This is a genomic window from Streptomyces sp. NPDC048507 (genome assembly GCF_043199995.1).
GTDB lineage: Bacteria > Actinomycetota > Actinomycetes > Streptomycetales > Streptomycetaceae > Streptomyces.
In genome coordinates this window covers 1-18,341 of sequence record NZ_JBICWZ010000019.1, presented here as the reverse complement: position 1 = coordinate 18,341, position 18,341 = coordinate 1, and the positions used below count along the sequence as shown (strand labels likewise).

The window sequence follows — 18,341 nt, the reverse complement described above, 5'->3', positions numbered from 1 at the left end:
CGCGTTCTAGCATCGCGGGGTGCGCTACGACGACAGCTCCCCGGCCCCCGAGTCCCGCGACTCCATCGACCCCGACCGGCCCTGGTACACGCGCCGCTCCACCCTGGCCGTGGCGGTCGCGGTGCTGGCCCCGACCCTCCTCGCGGGCTGGGTCCTGACCCAGGTGGTGACGGGGACCGGCACGGACGCCAAACGGCCCGCCGCCCTCTCCCCCCTCCCCGCCTCGCACACGGCGGCGGGCGACGCGAAGTCCAGCGCGTCCCCGTCCCCCTCCGCGAGCGTGAGTCCGCAGGCCTCCGCCTCCACCTCCGCGCCGGCCGCCCCCGCCAGGGGTCCGCTCGCGGGAAAGACCGTGGTGATCGACCCCGGGCACAACACGGGCAACTTCAAGCACACCGACGAGATCGACCGCCAGGTGGACATCGGCACCAACCGCAAGGAGTGCGACACCACCGGCACCACCACCAACTCCGGTTACATGGAGGCCGAGTTCACCATGGACGTGTCGCGCCGGCTGCGCGCGGTCCTGGAGGAGCGCGGGGTGAAGGTCGTGCTGACCCACGAGGCGGGCACCGCCCGGCCCTGGGGCCCCTGCATCGACGAGCGGGCCCGGATCGGCAACGAGGCCCGCGCCGACGCCGTCGTCTCCGTCCACGCGGACGGCGTCTCGGCGGGCAACCGCGGGTACCACGTCATCCTCCCCGCCCGGGTCAAGGCGGGCGGCGCCGACACGGCCGCGATCGTCGGCCCCTCCCGTCAGCTGGGCGAACGCATCGGCAGCAACTTCTCCCGCGCCACCGGCTCGGCCCCCGCCAACTACCTCGGATCCGGCACCGGACTCGTCGTCCGCGACGATCTGGGCGGACTCAATCTCTCGACTCGGCCCAAGGTCTTCATCGAATGCGGCAACATGCGTGACGGCAAGGACGCGGCGCAGCTGATGAGTGCGGAGTGGCGCCAGAAGGCAGCGCAGGGCATCGCGGACGGCATCGTCGGATTCCTCGGGGGCTAGGCCCCCGGGGGCGGGCCGCCGCCCCGATCCTCTCGGCCTCGGGAAACTCCGTACCATGGTGCCGCCACCCCGCTCCAGCCCCGGTCCGCCTCCGCGCGACCGCGGCGCCACGAGACGACCGAGACCGAGAAGGACACCAGAGACGTGAACATCCGCTCCCTCACTCGAGGCGACGGCGTGGTGATCGGAGCAGCGGCGCTGCTGTTCATCGCCTCGTTCCTCGACTTCTACTCCGCCACCAACCTGGACATGCCCAGCGCGTGGGAGACGGACGCCTACGGGCTGGCGCTGCCCTCCATCTTCCTGACCGGCTTCATCGCCGCCGGTCTGCTGATCGCCGCTCGGTTCCAGCCCGAGGGCCGCAAGCTCGCCGGGCTGCCGCTGACCGGCTGGGGCACGGTGCTGGCCGTCGCGGCCGCCTGGAGCGCGCTGTGGTCGCTCATCACCACCCCGAGCCGGCTCGACCTGGGCGCCGGCTGCATCCTCGCCTTCCTCGCCACGCTGGCGCTGGCCGGGGTCGCGGTCGCCGGTACGAAGATCCCCGCGCTGGCCGGGCCGCTCGTGCCGGAGCCCCGGCCGGTGGCGCCCGCGCCCTACGGCGGCCACCAGCCGCAGCAGCCGGGCGCCGGGTACGGCTACCCGGGCGGCCCGCAGCAGCAGCAGAGCCCGTACGGGAACACCCCGCAGCCGGTCCCGCCGTACGGCGGCGGCCCGGCCGCGGGCGGATCCCAGGAGCCTGGGGCGCAGCAGTCCCCGCAGCAGCCCCAGCCGGCCGCCGATTTCACGCCGTTCTGGTTCGCGGTGCCGGTGGCCCGCCCGCTGTTCGGCGAGGACGGCTCCACCACCCCGATCGCGGAGCTCGCGCCCGGGACCTGGTACCTGGCCGTCGACCAGCGCGGCCCGTCCTCGCTGATCGCCCAGACCCAGGACGGCCGCCGCGGCGTGCTGAACGACACCTCGGGCATCCAGCGCGGCTGACCCGCCGCCCGGACCCCGCGAAGGCCCCCCGCCCCTCCCGGCGGGGGGCCTTCGCCGTCCGGGCGCCGGGCGGGGCCGGATGCCGGCGCCGCCTCCCTTCCCGGCGCGGCGCGGGTGCCCTAGAGTCACCTGACGTCACCTGACGGACCGTCAGATACGGGGACGGTCGCGCCGGCCTCTCGGAGGGGAACCCATGCGCCTCGGACTCGCACTCGGCTACTGGGGCCGCGGGCCCAGCCCCGCCCACCTCGACCTCGCCACCGAGGCCGAGCGCCTGGGCTACGACTCGGTGTGGACCGCCGAGGCCTGGGGTTCCGACGCCTTCACCCCGCTCACCTGGATCGCCGCCCACACCTCGCGCATCCGGCTCGGCACCGCCATCGCCCAGATGGCCGCCCGCACCCCCACCGCCACCGCCATGCACGCCCTCACCCTGGACCACCTCTCCGGCGGCCGCATGATGCTCGGCCTCGGCCTGTCCGGGCCCCAGGTGGTGGAGGGCTGGTACGGGCGCCCCTTCCCCGCGAGCCCGCTCACCGCCACCCGCGAGTACGTCGACGTCATCCGGCAGGTGCTGCGCCGCGAAGCCCCCGTCGCCCTCGACGGCCGCTTCCACCGCCACCCGTACCGCGGCGAGGACGGCACCGGCCTCGGCAAGCCCCTGAAGCCCATCACCCACCCCCTGCGCCCGGACCTGCCCGTCCTGCTCGGTGCGGAGGGCCCGAAGAACATCGCCCAGACCACCCGGATCGCGGACGGCTGGCTCCCCCTCTACTGGTCGCCGACCCGCACCGACGCCTACCGCGCCTCGCTGGCCGACCTCCCCGAGGGGTTCATGATCGCCCCGATGGCCCGGGCCCACGTCTGCGAGGACGTCGCCGAGGGGCTGCTCCCCGTCAAGGCGATGCTGGGCTTCTACATCGGCGGCATGGGCCACGCGGCCCGCAACTTCCACGCCGACCTCATGGGGCGCATGGGCTACGAGGAGGAGGCCCGGCGCATCCAGGACCTCTTCCTGGCCGGACGCAAGGAGGAGGCGGTGCTCGCCGTCCCGGACGCGTTCGCCGACGAGATCTCCCTGGTCGGCCCCCGCGAGCGGATCGCCGAGCGCCTGGACCTCTGGCGCAAGGGGCCCGTCACGGACCTCCTGGTCACCGCCCCCGACCCGCAGACCCTGCGCATCCTGGCGGAGCTGAACTCCTAGGACTGGGCGGCCGCGGGAACGGCGTCCAGGAACTCGCGCAGGTCCAGGGCCATCACCGCGACCTCGATGTCCGGGCCGCCGTCCGCGGCGGCGCAGGTCACGATGCGCGAGCCCGGGTTGATGGAGACGCCCTCCCGTACGGAGGGGGGCCGGACGGTGCCGGGCCGGGCCCCGGCCAGCGGGACGGCCGCGCCCCGGGCCGGCTGCCAGCGGGGGGCGTCCCCGTCCCCGTACACCCGCCCGACGCGCCAGCGGCCGGCGCCGGCCGGGCGGCGGGCCATCGACGGGATCCCCGCCGGGGGCCCGGCCGCCAGCCGCCGGCGGTGCTCGCGGCGCAGGAGCCAGCCGGCGACGGCGGCCACGGGGACGAACAGCAGGAGCTCGATCACCCACCCATTAAACAGGCCGGGAAGGCCGGAACCCGCCCACCGGGAAGCCGGTGGACGGGTGCCGGGCAGCCCTGCGGAGGGGGTCAGCCGCCGCTGAGCTGAGAGGCGCTCGGAACCTTGTCGGTCACCGTGGCGCCCGCGCTCTTGCCCGCTTCCTTCACGCCGTTGATGACGTCCTGGAAGGAGCTGATGTCGGCGTCGCCCGCCTGGCCCTTGCGGAGCTTGGACCCCAGGCCCTTGAGGGACTCGATGCCCGCCGTCAGCGGACCCATCGCCTTGGACAGCAGCGGATCGCCCTTGGCGTTGACGGACGCGGCCTTCAGCCGGTTGTACGCGAAGGCGCCCGCGAGGCCCGCCTTGACGAGGGCGAAGGTGCGGCCCTTGGCGCCCTTCTTGAACTTGCCCGCCTGGTACGGCTTGATGATCCACTGGTAGGTGGCGCCGGCCGCGAGACCGGCGTTGGCCACGAAGCGGGTCTTGGCGAACTTCTGCTTCTCGGCCTCGGTGCTGGGCGAGGGCGTCGCGGCGGCCAGGTCGTCCGCCTCGGCCGCCACCGGTTCGGCGGCGGCGAGGGCGGCCAGCTCGGCCACGGCGGTCGAGGAGATCTCCTCCTGCCGGCCCTGGTCGCCGCTCGCGCCACCACAGGCGGTGGCGCCCGCCAGCAGCGCGGTGGACAGGGCCACCGCCGTCAGGGCGCGGCGGAATCGGACGGTCGTGGGTAGGGACACGGTTGCCTCCGGGGACTGAGGTGTCCTCCGCAGCCTCGCCCCGGCCCGGCAGCTGCGCCACTTGGGGGACCCGTTCGGGTTTGGCCGGGCCCGGCGCGGCAACACGCGTGACATGTCCCCCTACACCCGAGCACACTCCCGCGCACACACCGGTGGCGGCAATCCGGTGGCCAGGGCCATCGCCCTGGTGGCGGACGTCGCCGCCTTCCTGATCGTCCTGTGGATCGCACTGTGGCTGCTGGACGCCAACCAGGGCAACTCCCTGGTCGCCTTCGTGCACGACGCCGCCGACTGGCTCGCCGGCTGGTCGTACGACCTGTTCACCTTCGACCACGACTGGATGCAGGTGGTCATCGGCTACGGCCTGGCCGCCGTCGTCTACCTGCTCGTCGGCCACGCCGTGGCCGGGCGCCTCGCCCGGCGCTGAACCCGACCGGCCCCCGGACCGCGCACCGCGGTCCGGGGGCCGGCGGCACGACGTCCGGCGGCGGTCCGGCCGCGGTTCAGCGGCAGCAGTCCGGCTCCAGGCCGCGCGGCAGCGCGAGTCCGCCGAACACCTCGCCCGTGGCCTCGTCCCCGCCCAGCGCCGCCACCGCGAGCAGCAGGGAGCCGGCCGTCCAGGTCGTCTGCTCGACCGGCCACACCGCACGGTCCTGGAAGACGTAGCCCGTCCAGTACATGCCGTTCTCGGCGCGCAGGTGCCCGATCGAGCGCAGGATCTCCAGCGCCCGGTCCGATTCGCCCATCACCCAGAGCGCGATGGCCAGTTCGCAGGACTCCCCGCCGGTCACCCACGGGTTCGGCAGGACGCAGCGCACCCCGAGGTCCGGGACGACGAACTCCTCCCAGCGCTCCTCGACGCGCTTCTTCGCCTCCGGCCCGGACAGGGCGCCGCCGAGGACGGGGTAGTACCAGTCCATCGAGTAGCGGGACTTGTCGAGGAAGCGCTCCGGGTGGTGGCGGACGGCGTGCGCGAGCGAGCCCGTCGCCAGCTCCCAGTCGGGCTGCGGGTCCCCCCGGTGGTCGGCGATGGCCAGGGCGCAGCGCAGGGCCTGGTGGATGGAGGAGGAGCCGGTGAGCAGGGCGTCGGTGACGGCGGTGCCGTCGGGCTCCCGCTTCCAGCCGATCTCGCCGCCCGGCTGCTGGAGGCCGAGGACGAACTCGACGGCCGCGTGGACCGCGGGCCACATCCGGTCGAGGAAGGGGTCGTCGCCGGTGGCGAGGTAGTGGTGCCAGACGCCGACGGCTATGTAGGCGACGAAGTTGGACTCCCGGCCCGCGTCCTGCGGTGCGGCGGTGTCCACGCCCCCGGGCCGGTCCGCGTAGGCGGCGTACCAGGAGCCGTCGTCGTTCTGGTGGCGGACCAGCCAGTCGTACGCGCGTTCCGCGGCCTCGTGCTCGCCCGCCGCGTCCAGGGCCATCGCGGCCTCGGTGTGGTCCCACGGGTCGAGGTGGTGGCCGCGGAACCAGGGTATGGCGCCGTCGGCGCGCTGCGCGGCGAGGATCCCGGCGACGGTGGCAGCGGCCTCCCCGGCGGTCAGGACGCCGTCGAGGACGAGGTGGCCGGGCACCTCGGGCACCGTGCGCCCGGGGGAGGTCACTGGGCCGCGCCGACGGGGAGGTGCGGCTTCGTCGCGTACGCCACGAAGCTCTTGCCGATGACCGGGTTCAGGGCCTGCTCGGCGAGCCGGGTCGCCAGCGGCTTCTTCATGATGTCCCAGACCAGCAGCTTGTGGTACGCCTTCACCGGCAGCGCCTGGTCGTTGTCGACGCCGAAGGCGCACTTGAGCCACCAGTACGGGGAGTGCAGCCCGTGCGCGTGGTGGGTGCCGTACGGCTTGAGGCCCGCGGCCTCCATCTTGCCGAGGAGTTCGTCCGCCTTGTAGATGCGGATGTGCCCGCCCTCGACCTCGTGGTAGGCGTCGGAGAGCGTCCAGCAGATCTTCTCCGGGCCGTAGCGGGGCACGGTGATGGCGATGCGGCCACCGGGCTTCAGGACGCGGACCATCTCGGCGAGGACGCCCTTGTCGTCGGGGATGTGCTCCATCACCTCGGAGATGATGACGACGTCGAAGGAGTCGTCGGGGAAGGGCAGGGCGAGGGCGTCGCCCTCCATCGCGGTGGCGGTGGCGCCCGCGGGGGCCTCACCGGCCTCCTTCATGGCGGCGAACCACTTGGCGACCTCGCGGATCTCCTCGCCGTTGCGGTCGACGGCGACCACCTGGGCGCCGCGCCGGTAGCACTCGAAGGCGTGCCGGCCTGCGCCGCAGCCCAGGTCGAGTACGCGGTCGCCGGCGGCGAGCGGGAACCGGGAGAAATCGACGGTCAGCACGGGGTCCTGCCTTCGCGGTCGCGGGGGTGAAGGGTGTTGCGCATGGGACGGGCAAGCCCGGGGAGCGGGGAGGCGCGCTGGGTCCGCCAGGTCACCGCGCGGCGCGGCGGCCGCTGGCGGCCCCGGCCTGCTCGATGGCGGCTCTGTAGTGCCGGACGGTGCCCTCGGCGGCCTTGGCCCAGGTGAACCGGGCCAGGACCCGCTCGCGTCCGGCAGCCCCGAGGCGGGCGCGCAGGGGGGCGTCGCCGAGCAGCCGGCCCAGCGCGGCGGCCAGCGCCCCCGCGTCGCCGGGCGGTACGGCCAGGCAGGTCTCCCCGTCGGGGCCGGCCACCTCGGGGATGGCCCCGCCGGTGGTGGCCACGAGCGGGGTGCCGGTGGCCATCGCCTCGGCGGCCGGGAGGGAGAAGCCTTCGTAGAGGGAGGGCACGCAGGCGACCTCGGCGCTGCGCACGAGGTCGACGAGCTCGGCGTCGGTGATCCCCTTGACGAAGCGCACGGCGTCGCGGAGGTCGTACTTCTCGATCGCCCGGGCGACCGGCCCGCTCTCGGCGCGCTTGCCGACGACGACGACGTGCGCGTCGGGCCGCTCGGTGCGGAGCTTGGCGAGCGCCTCGACGAGGTGGACGAGGCCCTTGAGGGGGACGTCGGCGCTGGAGGTGGTGACGATCCGTCCGGGCACCTCGGCGACGGAGGCGTCGGGCGACCACAGGTCGGTGTCGGCGCCGATGTGCACGACGTGGATGCGCTCGTCGCGCACGCCCAGGTGCTCGGCGATCTCCTGCCGGGAGGAGCCCGACACGGTCAGGACGGAGGGCAGCCGGCGGGCCACCCGGCCCTGCATGCGCGTGAAGCCGTACCAACGCCGCACCGAGAGGCGCTTCTTGCGGTCCTTGGCGGCGGCGAGGTCGAGCGCCCGGTCGACGGTGATGGGGTGGTGGATCGTCGTCACCAGGGGTGCGCCGAGTCCGCCCAGCAGTCCGTAGCCGAGGGTCTGGTTGTCGTGGATGACGTCGAACTCACCGGTCCGCGCGCGCAGGTGACGGCGGGCGCGCAGCGAGAAGGTCAGCGGCTCGGGGAAGCCGCCGGTCCACATGGTGGCGACTTCCAGGGCGTCGATCCAGTCCCGGTACTCGTCGCGCCCCGGGGTGCGGAAGGGGTCCGGGCTGCGGTACAGGTCCAGGCTCGCCAGCTCGGTGAGCACGGCGCCGGTGTCGAGGACCGGATAGGGCTGCGCGCCGATGACCTCGACGCGGTGGCCGAGCTTCACGAGCTCGCGCGAGAGGTGGCGGACGTAGACGCCCTGACCGCCGCAGAACGGGTTCCCCTTATAGGTGAGGAGTGCGATGCGCAACGGGCGGTCGCCGTCGGTGGCGGAACCCGCGAAAGGGCTCGTCACCATGGCCTCTGCGGTCACTCTCGGCCCCCTTCTCCCTGCACTTTCGCCGGAGCGTAACCGCTCGGATAATGTAGAACAAGTTTCAGACTTGATCCGTTGAAGACCATTGAATCTACCGGCCGGAAACCACACCGTAAGAGGCGGAGCAGGTGATTCGCGCCACGGCTCGGACGCCTGCGACGCCGGCTGCCGGCCGGCCCGGATCAGCTCCCCCGCAACGACACGGAACGCCAGGAACGGGACACATGACAGCGGAAGCGAAGGCGGTCGCGAAGCCGGCGGCCACACCGGCGGCCACGCCGGCGTCCCCTGCCCTGACGGAGCGCCAGGAGGCCCGGCGGCGCCGGATCCTGCACGCCAGCGCACAGCTGGCGAGCCGGGGCGGCTTCGACGCGGTCCAGATGCGGGAGGTCGCGGAGGCGGCCGGCGTCGCGCTGGGCACCCTGTACCGGTACTTCCCCTCCAAGGTGCACCTGCTGGTGGCCACCATGCAGGACCAGCTCCAGCACATGCACACGACGCTGCGCAAGCGCCCCCCGGCGGGCGAGGAGCCGGCGGCGCGGGTCGCGGAGACCCTGATGCGCGCCTTCCGCGCGCTCCAGCGCGAACCGCACCTGGCCGACGCCATGGTGCGGGCCCTGACCTTCGCCGACCGCAGCGTCAGCCCCGAGGTCGACACGGTCTCCCGCCTGACCACGGCCATCATCCTGGACGCGATGGGGCTGGAGGCCCCGCCGACGGCGGAGCAGCTCTCGGCGGTCCGCGTCATCGAGCACACCTGGCACTCGGCGCTGATCACCTGGCTCTCGGGCCGCGCCTCGATCGCACAGGTGAAAATCGACATCGAGACGGTCTGCCGGCTCATCGACCTGACGGCCCCGGAAAAGGCCTGATAGCGCCGTCCGGCGACCCGGCCCGCCGCCGCGGGGCGCTCCTTCGCGGCGGCGGGTCCACGGGCTACTCCTCGGGGGGAAAGACCGGTTCGCCCGTCGGGGACAGGGTGATCATGATGGCTTCCACCGGGCAGCCCTCGGCCGCCGCCAGGGCGGGTTCGTTGGCGTCGGTCTGCGCCGTGCGGGGGTGCGACTGGCGGGCCGCGTCCAGGGCGAAGGCCTCGGGGGCGTGGTTGACGCACATGCCCGAGCCGATGCACACCGCCCGGTCCACCTCGATCTGCCAGCGGTCCCCCATCACGCACCCGCCGGCAGGTGGATCATCTTGTGCTCCAGGTACTCGCTCAGCCCCTCCGGCCCGAACTCCCGTCCCAGGCCGCTGTTCTTGTAGCCGCCGAAGGGGCCCAGCATGTCCAGGCTGAAGGTGTTCACGTTGAAGGTGCCGGTGCGCACCCGGCGCGCGAAGCCGACGCCGTGTTCCACGTCCCCGGTCCAGACGCTGCCGCTGAGCCCGAACTCCGAGTCGTTGGCGATCCGCAGCGCCTCCTCCTCGTCCCCGTAGGGGATCAGGCAGACGACCGGGCCGAAGATCTCCTCGCGGGCGATCCGCATCCCGTTGTCGACGTCTCCGAAGAGGGTGGGCTCCACGTACCAGCCGCGCTCCAGGCCGGCCGGGCGGCCGCCGCCGGTGAGGACCTTGGCGCCCTCCTCCTGGCCGATGCGGATGTAGTCGAGCGAGCGCTGCTGCTGGCGCTGCGCGACGAGCGGCCCGAGCTGGGTGGCCGGGTCCAGCGGGTCGCCGACGACCAGGGCCCCGGCGGCCGCCGCGAAGGCGTCGGCGTACTCCTCGTAGCGGCTGCGCGGGGCGAGGATGCGGGTCTGCGCGACGCAGGCCTGGCCGTTGTTCATCCAGGCGGCGGGCACGATCCCGGCGACGGTGGCGACCGGGTCGGCGTCGGGCAGGATCACGGCGGCGGACTTGCCGCCGAGTTCGAGGGTGACCCGGGTCAGGTTGCGGGCGGCGACCTCCATGACCCGCTTCCCGGCGGCGACGGAGCCGGTGAAGGAGACCTTGTCGACGCCGGGGTGGCCCACCAGGTACTCGCTGACCTCCCGGTCGGCGGGCAGCACCGACAGCACGCCCTCCGGCAGCCCGGCCTCGCGGGCGATGTCCGCCAGGATGAAGGAGTCCAGGGGCGCCTCGGGCGAGGGCTTGAGGATCACGGCGCAGCCGCTGAGCAGCGCCGGGGCGAGCTTCGCGGCGGCCACGAACTGCGGGACGTTCCAGGGGATGACGGCGGCGACGACGCCGACCGGCTCGCGGCGCACGAGGATCGGGCCGAGGGCGCCCTGGCGGCGTTCCTCGTAGGGGTAGTCGGCGGCGACCTTGATCGCGGAGTCGTAGACCATCATCGCGCCGAGGGCCTGGGCGAGGATGCTCCAGGAGTACGGGGAGCCGTTCTGGGAGCTGATGGAGCGGGCGATCTCCTCGTGCCGGACGGCGATGGCGTCCTTGATCCGGCCGACGATCGCGGTCCGCTCCGCCAGGGAGAGCCGGGGCCAGGGGCCCTCGTCGAAGGCCTTGCGCGCGACGGCCACGGCCCGGTCCACATCGGCCCGGGAGGCGTGCGGGACGCTGCCGATGACCTGCTCGGTGTGGGGGGAGACGACGCTGATGGTGTCGGCGCCCAGCGGGTCCGTCCATTCGCCGCCGATGAACAGTTGTCCGTGTTCCACGAGCTCGGTCATCGCTGATGCCTCCCGGCGCTACCTGCTGCTTGGCGTTCCAGAACTGATACCAGTTCTAGTTCTAGGAGTCCACGGCCAGGACGGAACCGCGGGGAAGATCCACGCGGCGGCGGGGAAGATCCGACGACTAGCCAGAAACCCGGGGAGATGGTCGACTTGGGCGACTACTGAAACAGGTTCTCTTTCCAGGGAGTTCTCATGGCCCTCACACCCGAGACGGCCCAGGTCACCGATCACGGCGGCGGCGTGTGGGGCATCAAGGTCCCCATCCCCGACAACCCGCTCGGGCACACCCTCGTCCACGTCCTCGACACCGACCGCGGCCCCGTCCTGATCGACACCGGCTGGGACGACCCCGCCTCCTGGGACGCCCTCGCCGCCGGGCTCGGCGCGCTCGGCACCGCCGTCGCCGACGTGCACGGGGTCGTCATCACCCACCACCACCCCGACCACCACGGCCTGTCCGGGCAGGTCCGGGAGGCCTCCGGGGCATGGATCGCCATGCACGCCGCCGACACCGAGGTCGTCGTGCGGACCCGCTCCGCCGAGCCGGAGGTCTGGTACGACTACATGGGCGAGAAGCTGGCCGCCGCCGGAGCCCCCGAAGAACACCTCGCCCCGCTGCGGGCGGCCCGCGAGAGCGGCCGGCTGCGGACCCTGCCCGGGCTGCGGGCCGCCGTCCCCGACCGGGAGATCGTCCCCGGCGAGCTGCTGGACCTCGCCGGACGCCGGCTCCGCGCGATCTGGACCCCCGGCCACACCCCCGGCCACGTCTGCCTGCACCTGGAGGAACGGCACCCGGCGCGGCTGCCCGGCAACGGCCGCCTCTTCTCCGGCGACCACCTGCTGCCCGGCATCTCCCCGCACATCGGCCTGTACGAGGCCCCCGACGAGAACGGGGTCACCCGCGTCACCGACCCCCTCGGCGACTACCTCGACTCCCTCGAACGCATCGGCCGGCTGGAACCCGCCGAGGTGCTCCCGGCCCACCAGCACGCCTTCACCGACGCCCCCGCCCGGGTCCGGGAGCTCCTGGAGCACCACGAGGAACGGCTGACCGGCCTGTGGCGGCTGCTGGCCGAGCCGCTGACCCCCTGGGCGCTCGCGGAGCGGATGGAGTGGAACCGGCCCTGGGCGCAGATCCCGTACGGCTCCCGCAACATCGCCGTCTCCGAAGCGGAGGCGCACCTGCGGCGGCTGGTGAAACAGGGCCGGGCGGAAGCCGTACCGGGCACGGACCCGGTGACGTACCGGGCGCTGTGACGGGGCCGCGCGCCGCGGCGGGACGGCGGCGGTAAGGGGCGCCGGGGGCCGCCGCCCCCCGGTCCGGGGGCTACGGGCCGGTAGAGTGGGCCCGTCGTCCACACCTCCGTACGGGGGGAAGCCGGTGCGAATCCGGCGCTGACCCGCAACCGTGAGCCGGCCCGCACCCCGCGGAACGGCAAGCCGGAATGCCCCGTACCGAAGGTGCGCGGCTCGTGCCGCCGGAGCCTCCGGCGGCCGGCACCGTCGAGGTAAACGGAGCCGGAGCCCGGTGCCTGCGCGTGCCTGCCTCCCGTTCCCCCAGCACGAGAGGCACCCGCCCCCCATGAACGTCCGCCGCAGCGCCGCCGCGCTCGCCGCCTCCGCCGTGCTCTGCGCGGGCGCCGCCCCCGCAGCCCTCGCCGACACCGCGCCGCCCTCCCCCTCCGCGCCCCCCGTCGTCCCGTCGGGCCTCTTCGGCAAGGCCGACCCCACCTACGACGGCGTGTGGCGCCAGTCGGTGGCGCTGCTCGCCCAGCGGACCGCGGGCGAGAAGTCCGCCGTCCAGGCCGTGGACTGGCTCACCGGCCAGCAGTGCGCGAGCGGCGGCTTCGCCTCCTTCCGCGCGGACACCGGCAAGGCCTGCGACGCGACGACCGTGTTCGACACCAACGCCACCGCCATCGCCGTCCAGGCCCTCAAGGAGCTCGGCGGCAAGGACGCCGCCGTCAAGAAGGGCGTGGACTGGCTGAAGTCCGTCCAGAACGAGGACGGCGGCTGGGCGTACGTCCCCGGCTCCCCCAGCGAGGGCAGCTCCACCTCGATCGTGATCAGCGCCCTCGCCGTGGCCGGCGAGAAGCCCGCCGAGGTCAGGTCCAAGGCGGGCAAGTCCGCGTACGACGGCCTGCTGGCCTTCCAGCTGGGCTGCTCCACGGAGCCGGCCGCCGACCGGGGCGCCTTCGGCTACCAGGCCGCCGACGGCAAGCTCCCCGCCAACGCCGACGCCACCGCCGCCGCCGTCCTCGCCGCGCTCGGCAAGGGTGCGGTCGTCGACCCCGGCGGCGCCGACGCCCCCGCCGCCGCGCTGCCCTGCCCGGCGGGCGCCGCCGACCCCGCGGGCGCCGCCCAGGGCGCGGCCGGCTACCTGGCCGAGGCCCTGAAGAAGGACGGCCACCTGGCGGCCGTCACCCCCGGCGCGGACCAGCCCACCGCCGACACCGGCAACACCGCCGACGCCGTGCTCGCCCTGGTCGCGGCCGGACACCGGCAGTCCGCCGCGGCCGCGCTGGAGTGGCTGAAGAAGAACTCCGCCGACTGGTCGAAGGGCAACCCGGCGGCGCTGGGCACCCTGGTCCTCGTCGCGCACGCCACCGGCACCGACCCCAAGGCCTTCGGCGCCACCGACCTGGTCGGCGCCCTGAACGCCACCGGCCCCGCCCCGCAGGCGGCGAACGCCGAGGCGGAGAAGGTCGAGAGCAAGGACGACGGCGGCTCCGGCGGCCAGAACGTGTGGTGGATCGTCGCCGCGGGCGCCGCCGCCGGCCTGGGCATCGGCTTCCTGATGAGCGGCCGCCGGAAGAAGAACCAGCTGTGATCCGCCGCCGTCCGCACGCACCGGCCGCCGCCGTGCTCCTGGGCCTCCTGCTGACCCTGCTCGCCGCCTCCCCGGCCCTCGCGGCGGGCTACCGCTACTGGTCGTTCTGGGACGGCGCCGGCGGGCAGTGGGCGTACGCCACCCAGGGCCCGTCGACGTCCCGCCCCGCGGACGGCGCGGTCCTCGGCTTCCGCTTCTCGGTGAGCAAGGACGCCGCCGCCGAGGCGGCCAAGCCGCGTACGGCCGCCGACTTCGAGGCCGTCTGCGCGGGCACCGCCCCGGCCGACGGCACGAAGCGCGTGGCCCTCGTCATCGACTCCGGCGTCCCCGGCGACGCCCCCTCCGGCGAGACCCCGCCGCAGGAAGCCCCGCGCACCGCCTGCGCCCGGGTCGCCCCCGACGCCACCGCCGCCGAAGCCCTGGCCTCGGTGGCCAAGCCGCTGCGCTACAACGGCGCGGCCCTGCTGTGCGGGATCTCCGGCTACCCGAAGACGGGCTGCGGCGAGCCGATCGAGGACTCCGGCTCCGGGCAGCCCGCTCCGTCGGCGTCCGCGTCCGGGACGGCCGCCGGGCAGGCCTCCGGCGACGGCGGCTCCGGGCCCTCGGCGGGCCTCGTCGCGGGCCTCGCCGCGGTGGCCGTGCTCGGCGCGGCCGGCGTCTGGCAGTCCCGCCGCCGCCGGCGATGACGCACGGCGCGGCAGGTGCGGACGCACCCCCGGCCCGGCGCGGCCCCGGCCGGGCCGGTCGGGGGACGCGCGGGACGACGTACGGCAGGACCTGGCGGGCGCCCGAGGCCCGGCGCAGCAACGCCCTGCACGCGGGGGCCTGGTGGCTGTGGGCCCTCGGGCTCGCCAGCGCCGCCTCCCGGACCACCAACCCGCTGCTGCTCGGACTGATCGTCGGCGTCGCCGGGTACGTGGTCGCCGCCCGCCGCACCGACGCGCCCTGGGCCCGCTCCTACCGCGCCTTCCTCACCCTCGGCCTCTTCGTCATCGGGCTGCGGCTGCTGTTCTCCGTGCTGCTCGGCTCGCCCGTGCCCGGCGCGCACGTGCTGTTCGCCCTGCCCGAGGTGCCGCTCCCCGGCTGGGCGCAGGGCATCCGCCTCGGCGGCCGGGTCAGCGCCGAACAGCTCGTCTTCGCCTTCTACGACGGGGCCAAGCTGGCGACGCTGCTGGTGTGCGTGGGCGCCGCGAACGCCCTCGCGAACCCGGCGCGGCTGCTGAAGTCCCTGCCCGCCGCCCTGTACGAGGCCGGGGTCGCCGTCGTCGTCGCCATGACCTTCGCGCCGAACATGGTCGCGGACGTGGCCCGGCTGCGCACCGCGCGACGGCTGCGCGGACGGCCCACCGGCGGGGTGAAGGCCGTCCTCCAGATCGGCCTGCCGGTCCTGGAGGGGGCGCTGGAGCGGTCGGTGGCCGTCGCCGCCTCGATGGACGCCCGCGGGTACGGGCGCACCGCGCGGGTCCCGGCGGCCGTCCGGCACACCACCAACGTGCTCACCCTGGGCGGACTGCTCGGCATGTGCGCGGGCACCTACGGCCTGCTCGCCGCCGAGGGCGCCGCGTACGGGCTGCCCGTGCTCGGCATCGGCCTCGTACTGGCGCTGGCCGGGCTGCGCCTCGGCGGCCGGCGCAGCGTCCGCACCCGCTACCGGCCCGACCGGTGGGGGGCGCGGGCGTGGCTGGTCGCCGGGTCGGGGGCGGCGGTCGCGGCCCTGCTGATCCGCGCGGCGTCGGCGGATCCGGAGGCGCTGCTGCCGGGCGTGGTCCCGCTGATCGCGCCGACGCTGCCGCTGTGGCCCGCGGCGGCGGTCCTGATCGGCCTGCTCCCCGCCTTCGTGGCACCCGTACCTACCCAGGAGTCCGCGCAGTGATCCGCTTCGAGCAGGTGTCGGTGACGTACACCGGCGCCGGTCGGCCCTGCCTCCAGGACGCCGACTTCACCCTCCCGGAGGGGGAGCTGACGCTCCTCGTCGGACCGTCCGGGGTCGGCAAGTCCACCCTGCTCGGGGCCGTGTCCGGGCTGGTCCCGCACTTCACGGGCGGGGTGCTGCGGGGCCGGGTGACGGTCGCGGGCCGCGACACCCGCACGCACCGGCCGCGGGAGCTGGCGGACGTGGTCGGCACGGTGGGGCAGGATCCGCCCGCGCACTTCGTGACGGACGTGGTGGAGGACGAGCTGGCCTACGGGATGGAGTCGCTCGGCCTGGCGCCCCCGGTGATGCGGCGCCGGGTGGAGGAGACCTTGGACCTGCTGGGCCTGGGCGAGCTGCGCGACCGCCCGATCGCCACGCTGTCGGGGGGCCAGCAGCAGCGGGTCGCGATCGGCTCGGTGCTGACCCCGCACCCGAAGGTCCTGGTGCTGGACGAGCCGACGTCCGCGCTGGACCCGGCGGCGGCGGAGGAGGTCCTCGCGGTGCTGCAACGGCTGGTGCACGACCTGGGCACGACGGTCCTGATGGCGGAACACCGCCTGGAACGGGTGGTCCAGTACGCCGACCGCGTCCTGCTCCTGCCCTCGCCCGGCGCGCCCCCGGTCCTCGGCACCCCGGCGGAGATCATGGCCGTCTCCCCCGTCCACCCCCCGGTCGTCGCCCTGGGCCGCCTCGCGGGCTGGTCCCCCCTCCCCCTGTCCATCCGCGACGCCCGCCAGCTCGCCGCCCCCCTCCGCACCCGCCTCACCACCACCCCGCCGGGGGCGGCGCAGGCCCCGACCGTCGGCGCGGGCACGCCGACGGCCGCAGCTCCGCAGGACCCGGCGGCCGCGGCGCCGGCCTCCACCCACCCCGCCGCCGCGGCGCAGGACCCGGCGCAGCCGCCGGGCGCGGGGCGCGGGCGCGCCGCCGGTGAGGCGCGGGGGCCGGGGCGGAGCCCCGGTTTCGGAAAGGGGCGGGGTGGGGGTGGTGCCCCGCGCAGCGGCCCCGGGCTGCTCGCGCGGCTGCGCGGCCGCCGCCCCGACCCCGACCCCGGCCCCGGGTCCGGGTCCGGGTCCGGGTCCGGCCCGGCCACACCGGCGGAGCCCCCCGCCCCGGCCGCCACCGTGCGGAACCTCGGCGTGCGCCGCGCCCGTACCGAAGTCCTCCGCGGCATCACCCTCACCGTGTCCCCCGGCGAAACCATCGCCCTCATGGGCCGCAACGGCGCCGGCAAGTCCACCCTCCTCGCCACCCTGGTCGGCACCCTCGCCCCCGCCACCGGCGAGGTGACCGTCGCCGGCCGCGCCCCCCACCGCACCCCGCCCGCGGACATGGTGCGCCGCGTCGGCCTGGTCCCCCAGGAACCCCGCGACCTCCTCTACGCCGACACCGTCGCCGCCGAGTGCGCCGCGGCCGACGCCGACGCGGGCGCCGCCCCCGGCACCTGCCACGGACTGGTCTCGGCCCTGCTGCCCGGCGTACCCGACGACACCCACCCCCGGGACCTGTCCGAGGGCCAGCGGCTGACCCTGGCGCTGGCCCTGGTGCTGACCGGCCGCCCCGCCCTGCTGCTCCTCGACGAGCCCACCCGCGGGCTGGACTACGCCGCCAAGGCCCGGCTGATCGGGATCCTGCGGGACCTCGCCGCCGACGGCCACGCCATCGTGCTCGCCACCCACGACGTGGAGCTGGCCGCCGAGCTGGCGCACCGGGTGGTGATCCTGGCGGGCGGCGAGATCGTCGCGGACGGCCCGACGGCCGAGGTGGTGGTCTCCTCCCCCGCCTTCGCCCCGCAGGTGGCCAAGGTGCTGGCCCCGGGCCACTGGCTCACGGTGTCCCAGGTGGCCGCCGCCCTCGCCCGGGCGGAGGCGCCCACACCATGACCCGCCCCGACCGTGCCGCCCGCCCCGTCCGCGCCGTCCGCATCGGCCCCCGCGCCGCCGCGGCCCTGGTCCTCGTCACCCTCATCGGCATCGCCGCCTTCGGCTGGCCCCTGCTCGCCGACGCCGGGTCCGGCCTCGCCCACTCCCGCGACGCCCCCTGGCTCTTCGCCGCGCTGCTCCCGCTGCTGGTGGCCGTCGTCGTCGCGACCATCGCCGACCAGGGCATGGACGCCAAGGCGGTGGCGATGCTGGGCGTGCTCGCCGCCGTGGGGGCCGCGCTCAGACCCCTGGGGGCGGGTACGGCCGGGCTGGAGCCCATGTTCTTCCTGATGGTGCTGAGCGGCCGCGTCCTCGGTCCCGGCTTCGGCTTCGTCCTCGGGTCGGTGACCATGTTCGCGTCGGCCCTGCTCACAGGCGGGGTCGGGCCGTGGATGCCGTTCCAGATGCTGGCCCTGGGCTGGTTCTCACTGGGCGCCGGGCTGCTGCCCGGGCCGGAGCGGATCCGGGGCCGGGCCGAGCTGGCACTGCTCGGCGCGTACGGGTTCCTGGGCTCGTTCGCGTACGGAACGATCATGAACCTTCAGGGCTGGGTGCTCCTCCAGGGCATGGGCCAGGGCATTTCCTTCCATCCCGGGGACCCGGTGCCCCAGAACCTCGCTCGCTTCGTGGCTTACTGCCTGGCCACCTCGCTGGGCTGGGACCTGGGGCGGGCGGTGCTGACCGTGGCCCTGACCCTCACCCTGGGCTCCACCCTGCTGAAGGCCCTGCGCCGGGCCACGCGCCGGGCCGCCTTCGAGGCACCCGTCTCCTTCGGCAGCCCCGAGGAGCGTTCGCCCGCTCACTGCGGGTGAGATCCGGGGGCGTTCCCGGTGAGGCGGCCCACAGGACCCACGTCACATACGAACCGGGACCGTAGACCGCTCACCCGTCATCCGGCCCGCCGGGGGCGGGCTCGGCGGCCGGGTGGTGGGTGGGGTGCTGCGAGGGTGGTTAGTATCCGGGCTCGTTGCCAGGGCGGCGGGCCGT

The 18,341-nt window shown here is 75.0% G+C and carries 18 protein-coding genes and 1 riboswitch; of the genes, 11 read left to right on the top strand and 7 right to left on the bottom strand.

Translation table 11 applies throughout. From position 1 onward, the window contains the following. The first annotated feature begins 19 nt into the window (after positions 1-19). The 3 genes from ACGFXC_RS32540 (at position 20) to ACGFXC_RS32530 (ending at position 3,194) form a co-directional block, all read left to right on the top strand. On the top strand, positions 20-1,012 hold the full coding sequence (locus tag ACGFXC_RS32540; protein WP_393718484.1) for an N-acetylmuramoyl-L-alanine amidase: 993 nt from the start codon (positions 20-22) through the stop codon (positions 1,010-1,012). Between the two features lie 144 nt (positions 1,013-1,156). Continuing rightward, a complete protein-coding gene (locus tag ACGFXC_RS32535; protein WP_393718483.1) occupies positions 1,157-1,990 on the top strand; it encodes a hypothetical protein in 834 nt (277 codons plus the stop codon). 193 nt (positions 1,991-2,183) lie between these two features. Further along, positions 2,184-3,194 (top strand): LLM class F420-dependent oxidoreductase, encoded by a 1,011-nt coding sequence (locus tag ACGFXC_RS32530; RefSeq protein WP_393718482.1) that lies wholly within the window; start codon positions 2,184-2,186, stop codon positions 3,192-3,194. Here ACGFXC_RS32530 and ACGFXC_RS32525 read toward each other — a convergent pair. Both ACGFXC_RS32525 and ACGFXC_RS32520 read right to left on the bottom strand, forming a co-directional pair. Continuing rightward, the gene (locus ACGFXC_RS32525; protein ID WP_393718481.1) at positions 3,191-3,583 is read right to left on the bottom strand and encodes a hypothetical protein; all 393 of its coding nucleotides are present in this window, start codon (positions 3,581-3,583) and stop codon (positions 3,191-3,193) included. The genes ACGFXC_RS32530 and ACGFXC_RS32525 overlap by 4 nt on opposite strands. A gap of 83 nt (positions 3,584-3,666) precedes the next feature. Further along, a complete protein-coding gene (locus ACGFXC_RS32520) occupies positions 3,667-4,311 on the bottom strand; it encodes a hypothetical protein (RefSeq protein ID WP_393718480.1) in 645 nt (214 codons plus the stop codon). 112 nt (positions 4,312-4,423) lie between these two features. Between ACGFXC_RS32520 and ACGFXC_RS32515 the strand changes: the two genes are divergently transcribed. Next, entirely contained in the window at positions 4,424-4,738 is a 315-nt protein-coding gene (locus ACGFXC_RS32515; protein ID WP_393718479.1) for a hypothetical protein, read from the top strand. Positions 4,739-4,814: 76 nt separating this feature from the next. Here ACGFXC_RS32515 and ACGFXC_RS32510 read toward each other — a convergent pair whose 3' ends face one another. The 3 genes from ACGFXC_RS32510 to ACGFXC_RS32500 all read right to left on the bottom strand — a co-directional run bounded on the left by ACGFXC_RS32510 (position 4,815) and on the right by ACGFXC_RS32500 (position 8,057). Then, positions 4,815-5,912 (bottom strand): prenyltransferase, encoded by a 1,098-nt coding sequence (locus ACGFXC_RS32510; RefSeq protein ID WP_393718478.1) that lies wholly within the window; start codon positions 5,910-5,912, stop codon positions 4,815-4,817. Next, positions 5,909-6,643: a class I SAM-dependent methyltransferase gene (locus tag ACGFXC_RS32505; protein ID WP_267725400.1), complete on the bottom strand. Its 735-nt coding sequence runs from the start codon at positions 6,641-6,643 to the stop codon at positions 5,909-5,911. The genes ACGFXC_RS32510 and ACGFXC_RS32505 overlap by 4 nt, the downstream gene beginning before the upstream one ends. A gap of 91 nt (positions 6,644-6,734) precedes the next feature. Then, a complete protein-coding gene (locus ACGFXC_RS32500; protein WP_393718477.1) occupies positions 6,735-8,057 on the bottom strand; it encodes a glycosyltransferase family 4 protein in 1,323 nt (440 codons plus the stop codon). A gap of 227 nt (positions 8,058-8,284) precedes the next feature. Between ACGFXC_RS32500 and ACGFXC_RS32495 the strand changes: the two genes are divergently transcribed. Then, positions 8,285-8,932, top strand: coding sequence for a TetR family transcriptional regulator (locus ACGFXC_RS32495; protein ID WP_393718476.1), 648 nt, complete (start codon positions 8,285-8,287; stop codon positions 8,930-8,932). A gap of 64 nt (positions 8,933-8,996) precedes the next feature. On the opposite strand, the gene ACGFXC_RS32490 is transcribed toward ACGFXC_RS32495, so the two are convergent. Together ACGFXC_RS32490 and ACGFXC_RS32485 are read right to left on the bottom strand one after the other, a co-directional pair. Continuing rightward, complete coding sequence (locus ACGFXC_RS32490) at positions 8,997-9,230, bottom strand: ferredoxin (protein ID WP_393718475.1); 234 nt, start codon at positions 9,228-9,230, stop codon at positions 8,997-8,999. Next, positions 9,230-10,681 (bottom strand): aldehyde dehydrogenase, encoded by a 1,452-nt coding sequence (locus ACGFXC_RS32485; protein WP_393718474.1) that lies wholly within the window; start codon positions 10,679-10,681, stop codon positions 9,230-9,232. The genes ACGFXC_RS32490 and ACGFXC_RS32485 overlap by 1 nt, the downstream gene beginning before the upstream one ends. 198 nt (positions 10,682-10,879) lie before the next feature. Between ACGFXC_RS32485 and ACGFXC_RS32480 the strand changes: the two genes are divergently transcribed. The 6 genes from ACGFXC_RS32480 (at position 10,880) to ACGFXC_RS32455 (ending at position 18,166) form a co-directional block, all read left to right on the top strand. Beyond that, positions 10,880-11,944 carry an MBL fold metallo-hydrolase gene (locus tag ACGFXC_RS32480; protein WP_393718473.1) on the top strand — a complete coding sequence of 355 codons (1,065 nt, stop codon included), beginning with the start codon at positions 10,880-10,882 and terminating at the stop codon, positions 11,942-11,944. Between the two features lie 114 nt (positions 11,945-12,058). After that, positions 12,059-12,138, top strand: a riboswitch (cobalamin riboswitch). A 131-nt stretch (positions 12,139-12,269) separates the two neighbouring features. Further along, entirely contained in the window at positions 12,270-13,517 is a 1,248-nt protein-coding gene (locus ACGFXC_RS32475) for a prenyltransferase/squalene oxidase repeat-containing protein (protein ID WP_393718472.1), read from the top strand. Continuing rightward, positions 13,514-14,203 carry an SCO2322 family protein gene (locus ACGFXC_RS32470; protein WP_393718471.1) on the top strand — a complete coding sequence of 230 codons (690 nt, stop codon included), beginning with the start codon at positions 13,514-13,516 and terminating at the stop codon, positions 14,201-14,203. Before ACGFXC_RS32475 ends, ACGFXC_RS32470 begins: the two co-directional genes overlap by 4 nt. Beyond that, entirely contained in the window at positions 14,200-15,390 is a 1,191-nt protein-coding gene (locus ACGFXC_RS32465; RefSeq protein WP_393718470.1) for an energy-coupling factor transporter transmembrane protein EcfT, read from the top strand. The genes ACGFXC_RS32470 and ACGFXC_RS32465 overlap by 4 nt, the downstream gene beginning before the upstream one ends. Further along, the gene (locus ACGFXC_RS32460) at positions 15,387-17,315 is read left to right on the top strand and encodes an ABC transporter ATP-binding protein (RefSeq protein WP_393718469.1); all 1,929 of its coding nucleotides are present in this window, start codon (positions 15,387-15,389) and stop codon (positions 17,313-17,315) included. Before ACGFXC_RS32465 ends, ACGFXC_RS32460 begins: the two co-directional genes overlap by 4 nt. Then, positions 17,312-18,166: an ECF transporter S component gene (locus tag ACGFXC_RS32455; protein ID WP_393718468.1), complete on the top strand. Its 855-nt coding sequence runs from the start codon at positions 17,312-17,314 to the stop codon at positions 18,164-18,166. The genes ACGFXC_RS32460 and ACGFXC_RS32455 overlap by 4 nt, the downstream gene beginning before the upstream one ends. Positions 18,167-18,341 lie beyond the last annotated feature (175 nt).

Bases quoted from the DNA above. Each gene is read 5' to 3' on its own strand.
- ACGFXC_RS32530 (WP_393718482.1), top strand. From the start codon at position 2,184: ATGCGCCTCGGACTCGCACTCGGCTACTGGGGCCGCGGGCCCAGCCCC.
- ACGFXC_RS32515 (WP_393718479.1), top strand. From the start codon at position 4,424: ATGTCCCCCTACACCCGAGCACACTCCCGCGCACACACCGGTGGCGGC.
- ACGFXC_RS32495 (WP_393718476.1), top strand. From the start codon at position 8,285: ATGACAGCGGAAGCGAAGGCGGTCGCGAAGCCGGCGGCCACACCGGCG.
- ACGFXC_RS32490 (WP_393718475.1), bottom strand. From the start codon at position 9,230: ATGGGGGACCGCTGGCAGATCGAGGTGGACCGGGCGGTGTGCATCGGC.
- ACGFXC_RS32485 (WP_393718474.1), bottom strand. From the start codon at position 10,681: ATGACCGAGCTCGTGGAACACGGACAACTGTTCATCGGCGGCGAATGG.
- ACGFXC_RS32480 (WP_393718473.1), top strand. From the start codon at position 10,880: ATGGCCCTCACACCCGAGACGGCCCAGGTCACCGATCACGGCGGCGGC.
- ACGFXC_RS32475 (WP_393718472.1), top strand. From the start codon at position 12,270: ATGAACGTCCGCCGCAGCGCCGCCGCGCTCGCCGCCTCCGCCGTGCTC.
- ACGFXC_RS32465 (WP_393718470.1), top strand. From the start codon at position 14,200: ATGACGCACGGCGCGGCAGGTGCGGACGCACCCCCGGCCCGGCGCGGC.
- ACGFXC_RS32455 (WP_393718468.1), top strand. From the start codon at position 17,312: ATGACCCGCCCCGACCGTGCCGCCCGCCCCGTCCGCGCCGTCCGCATC.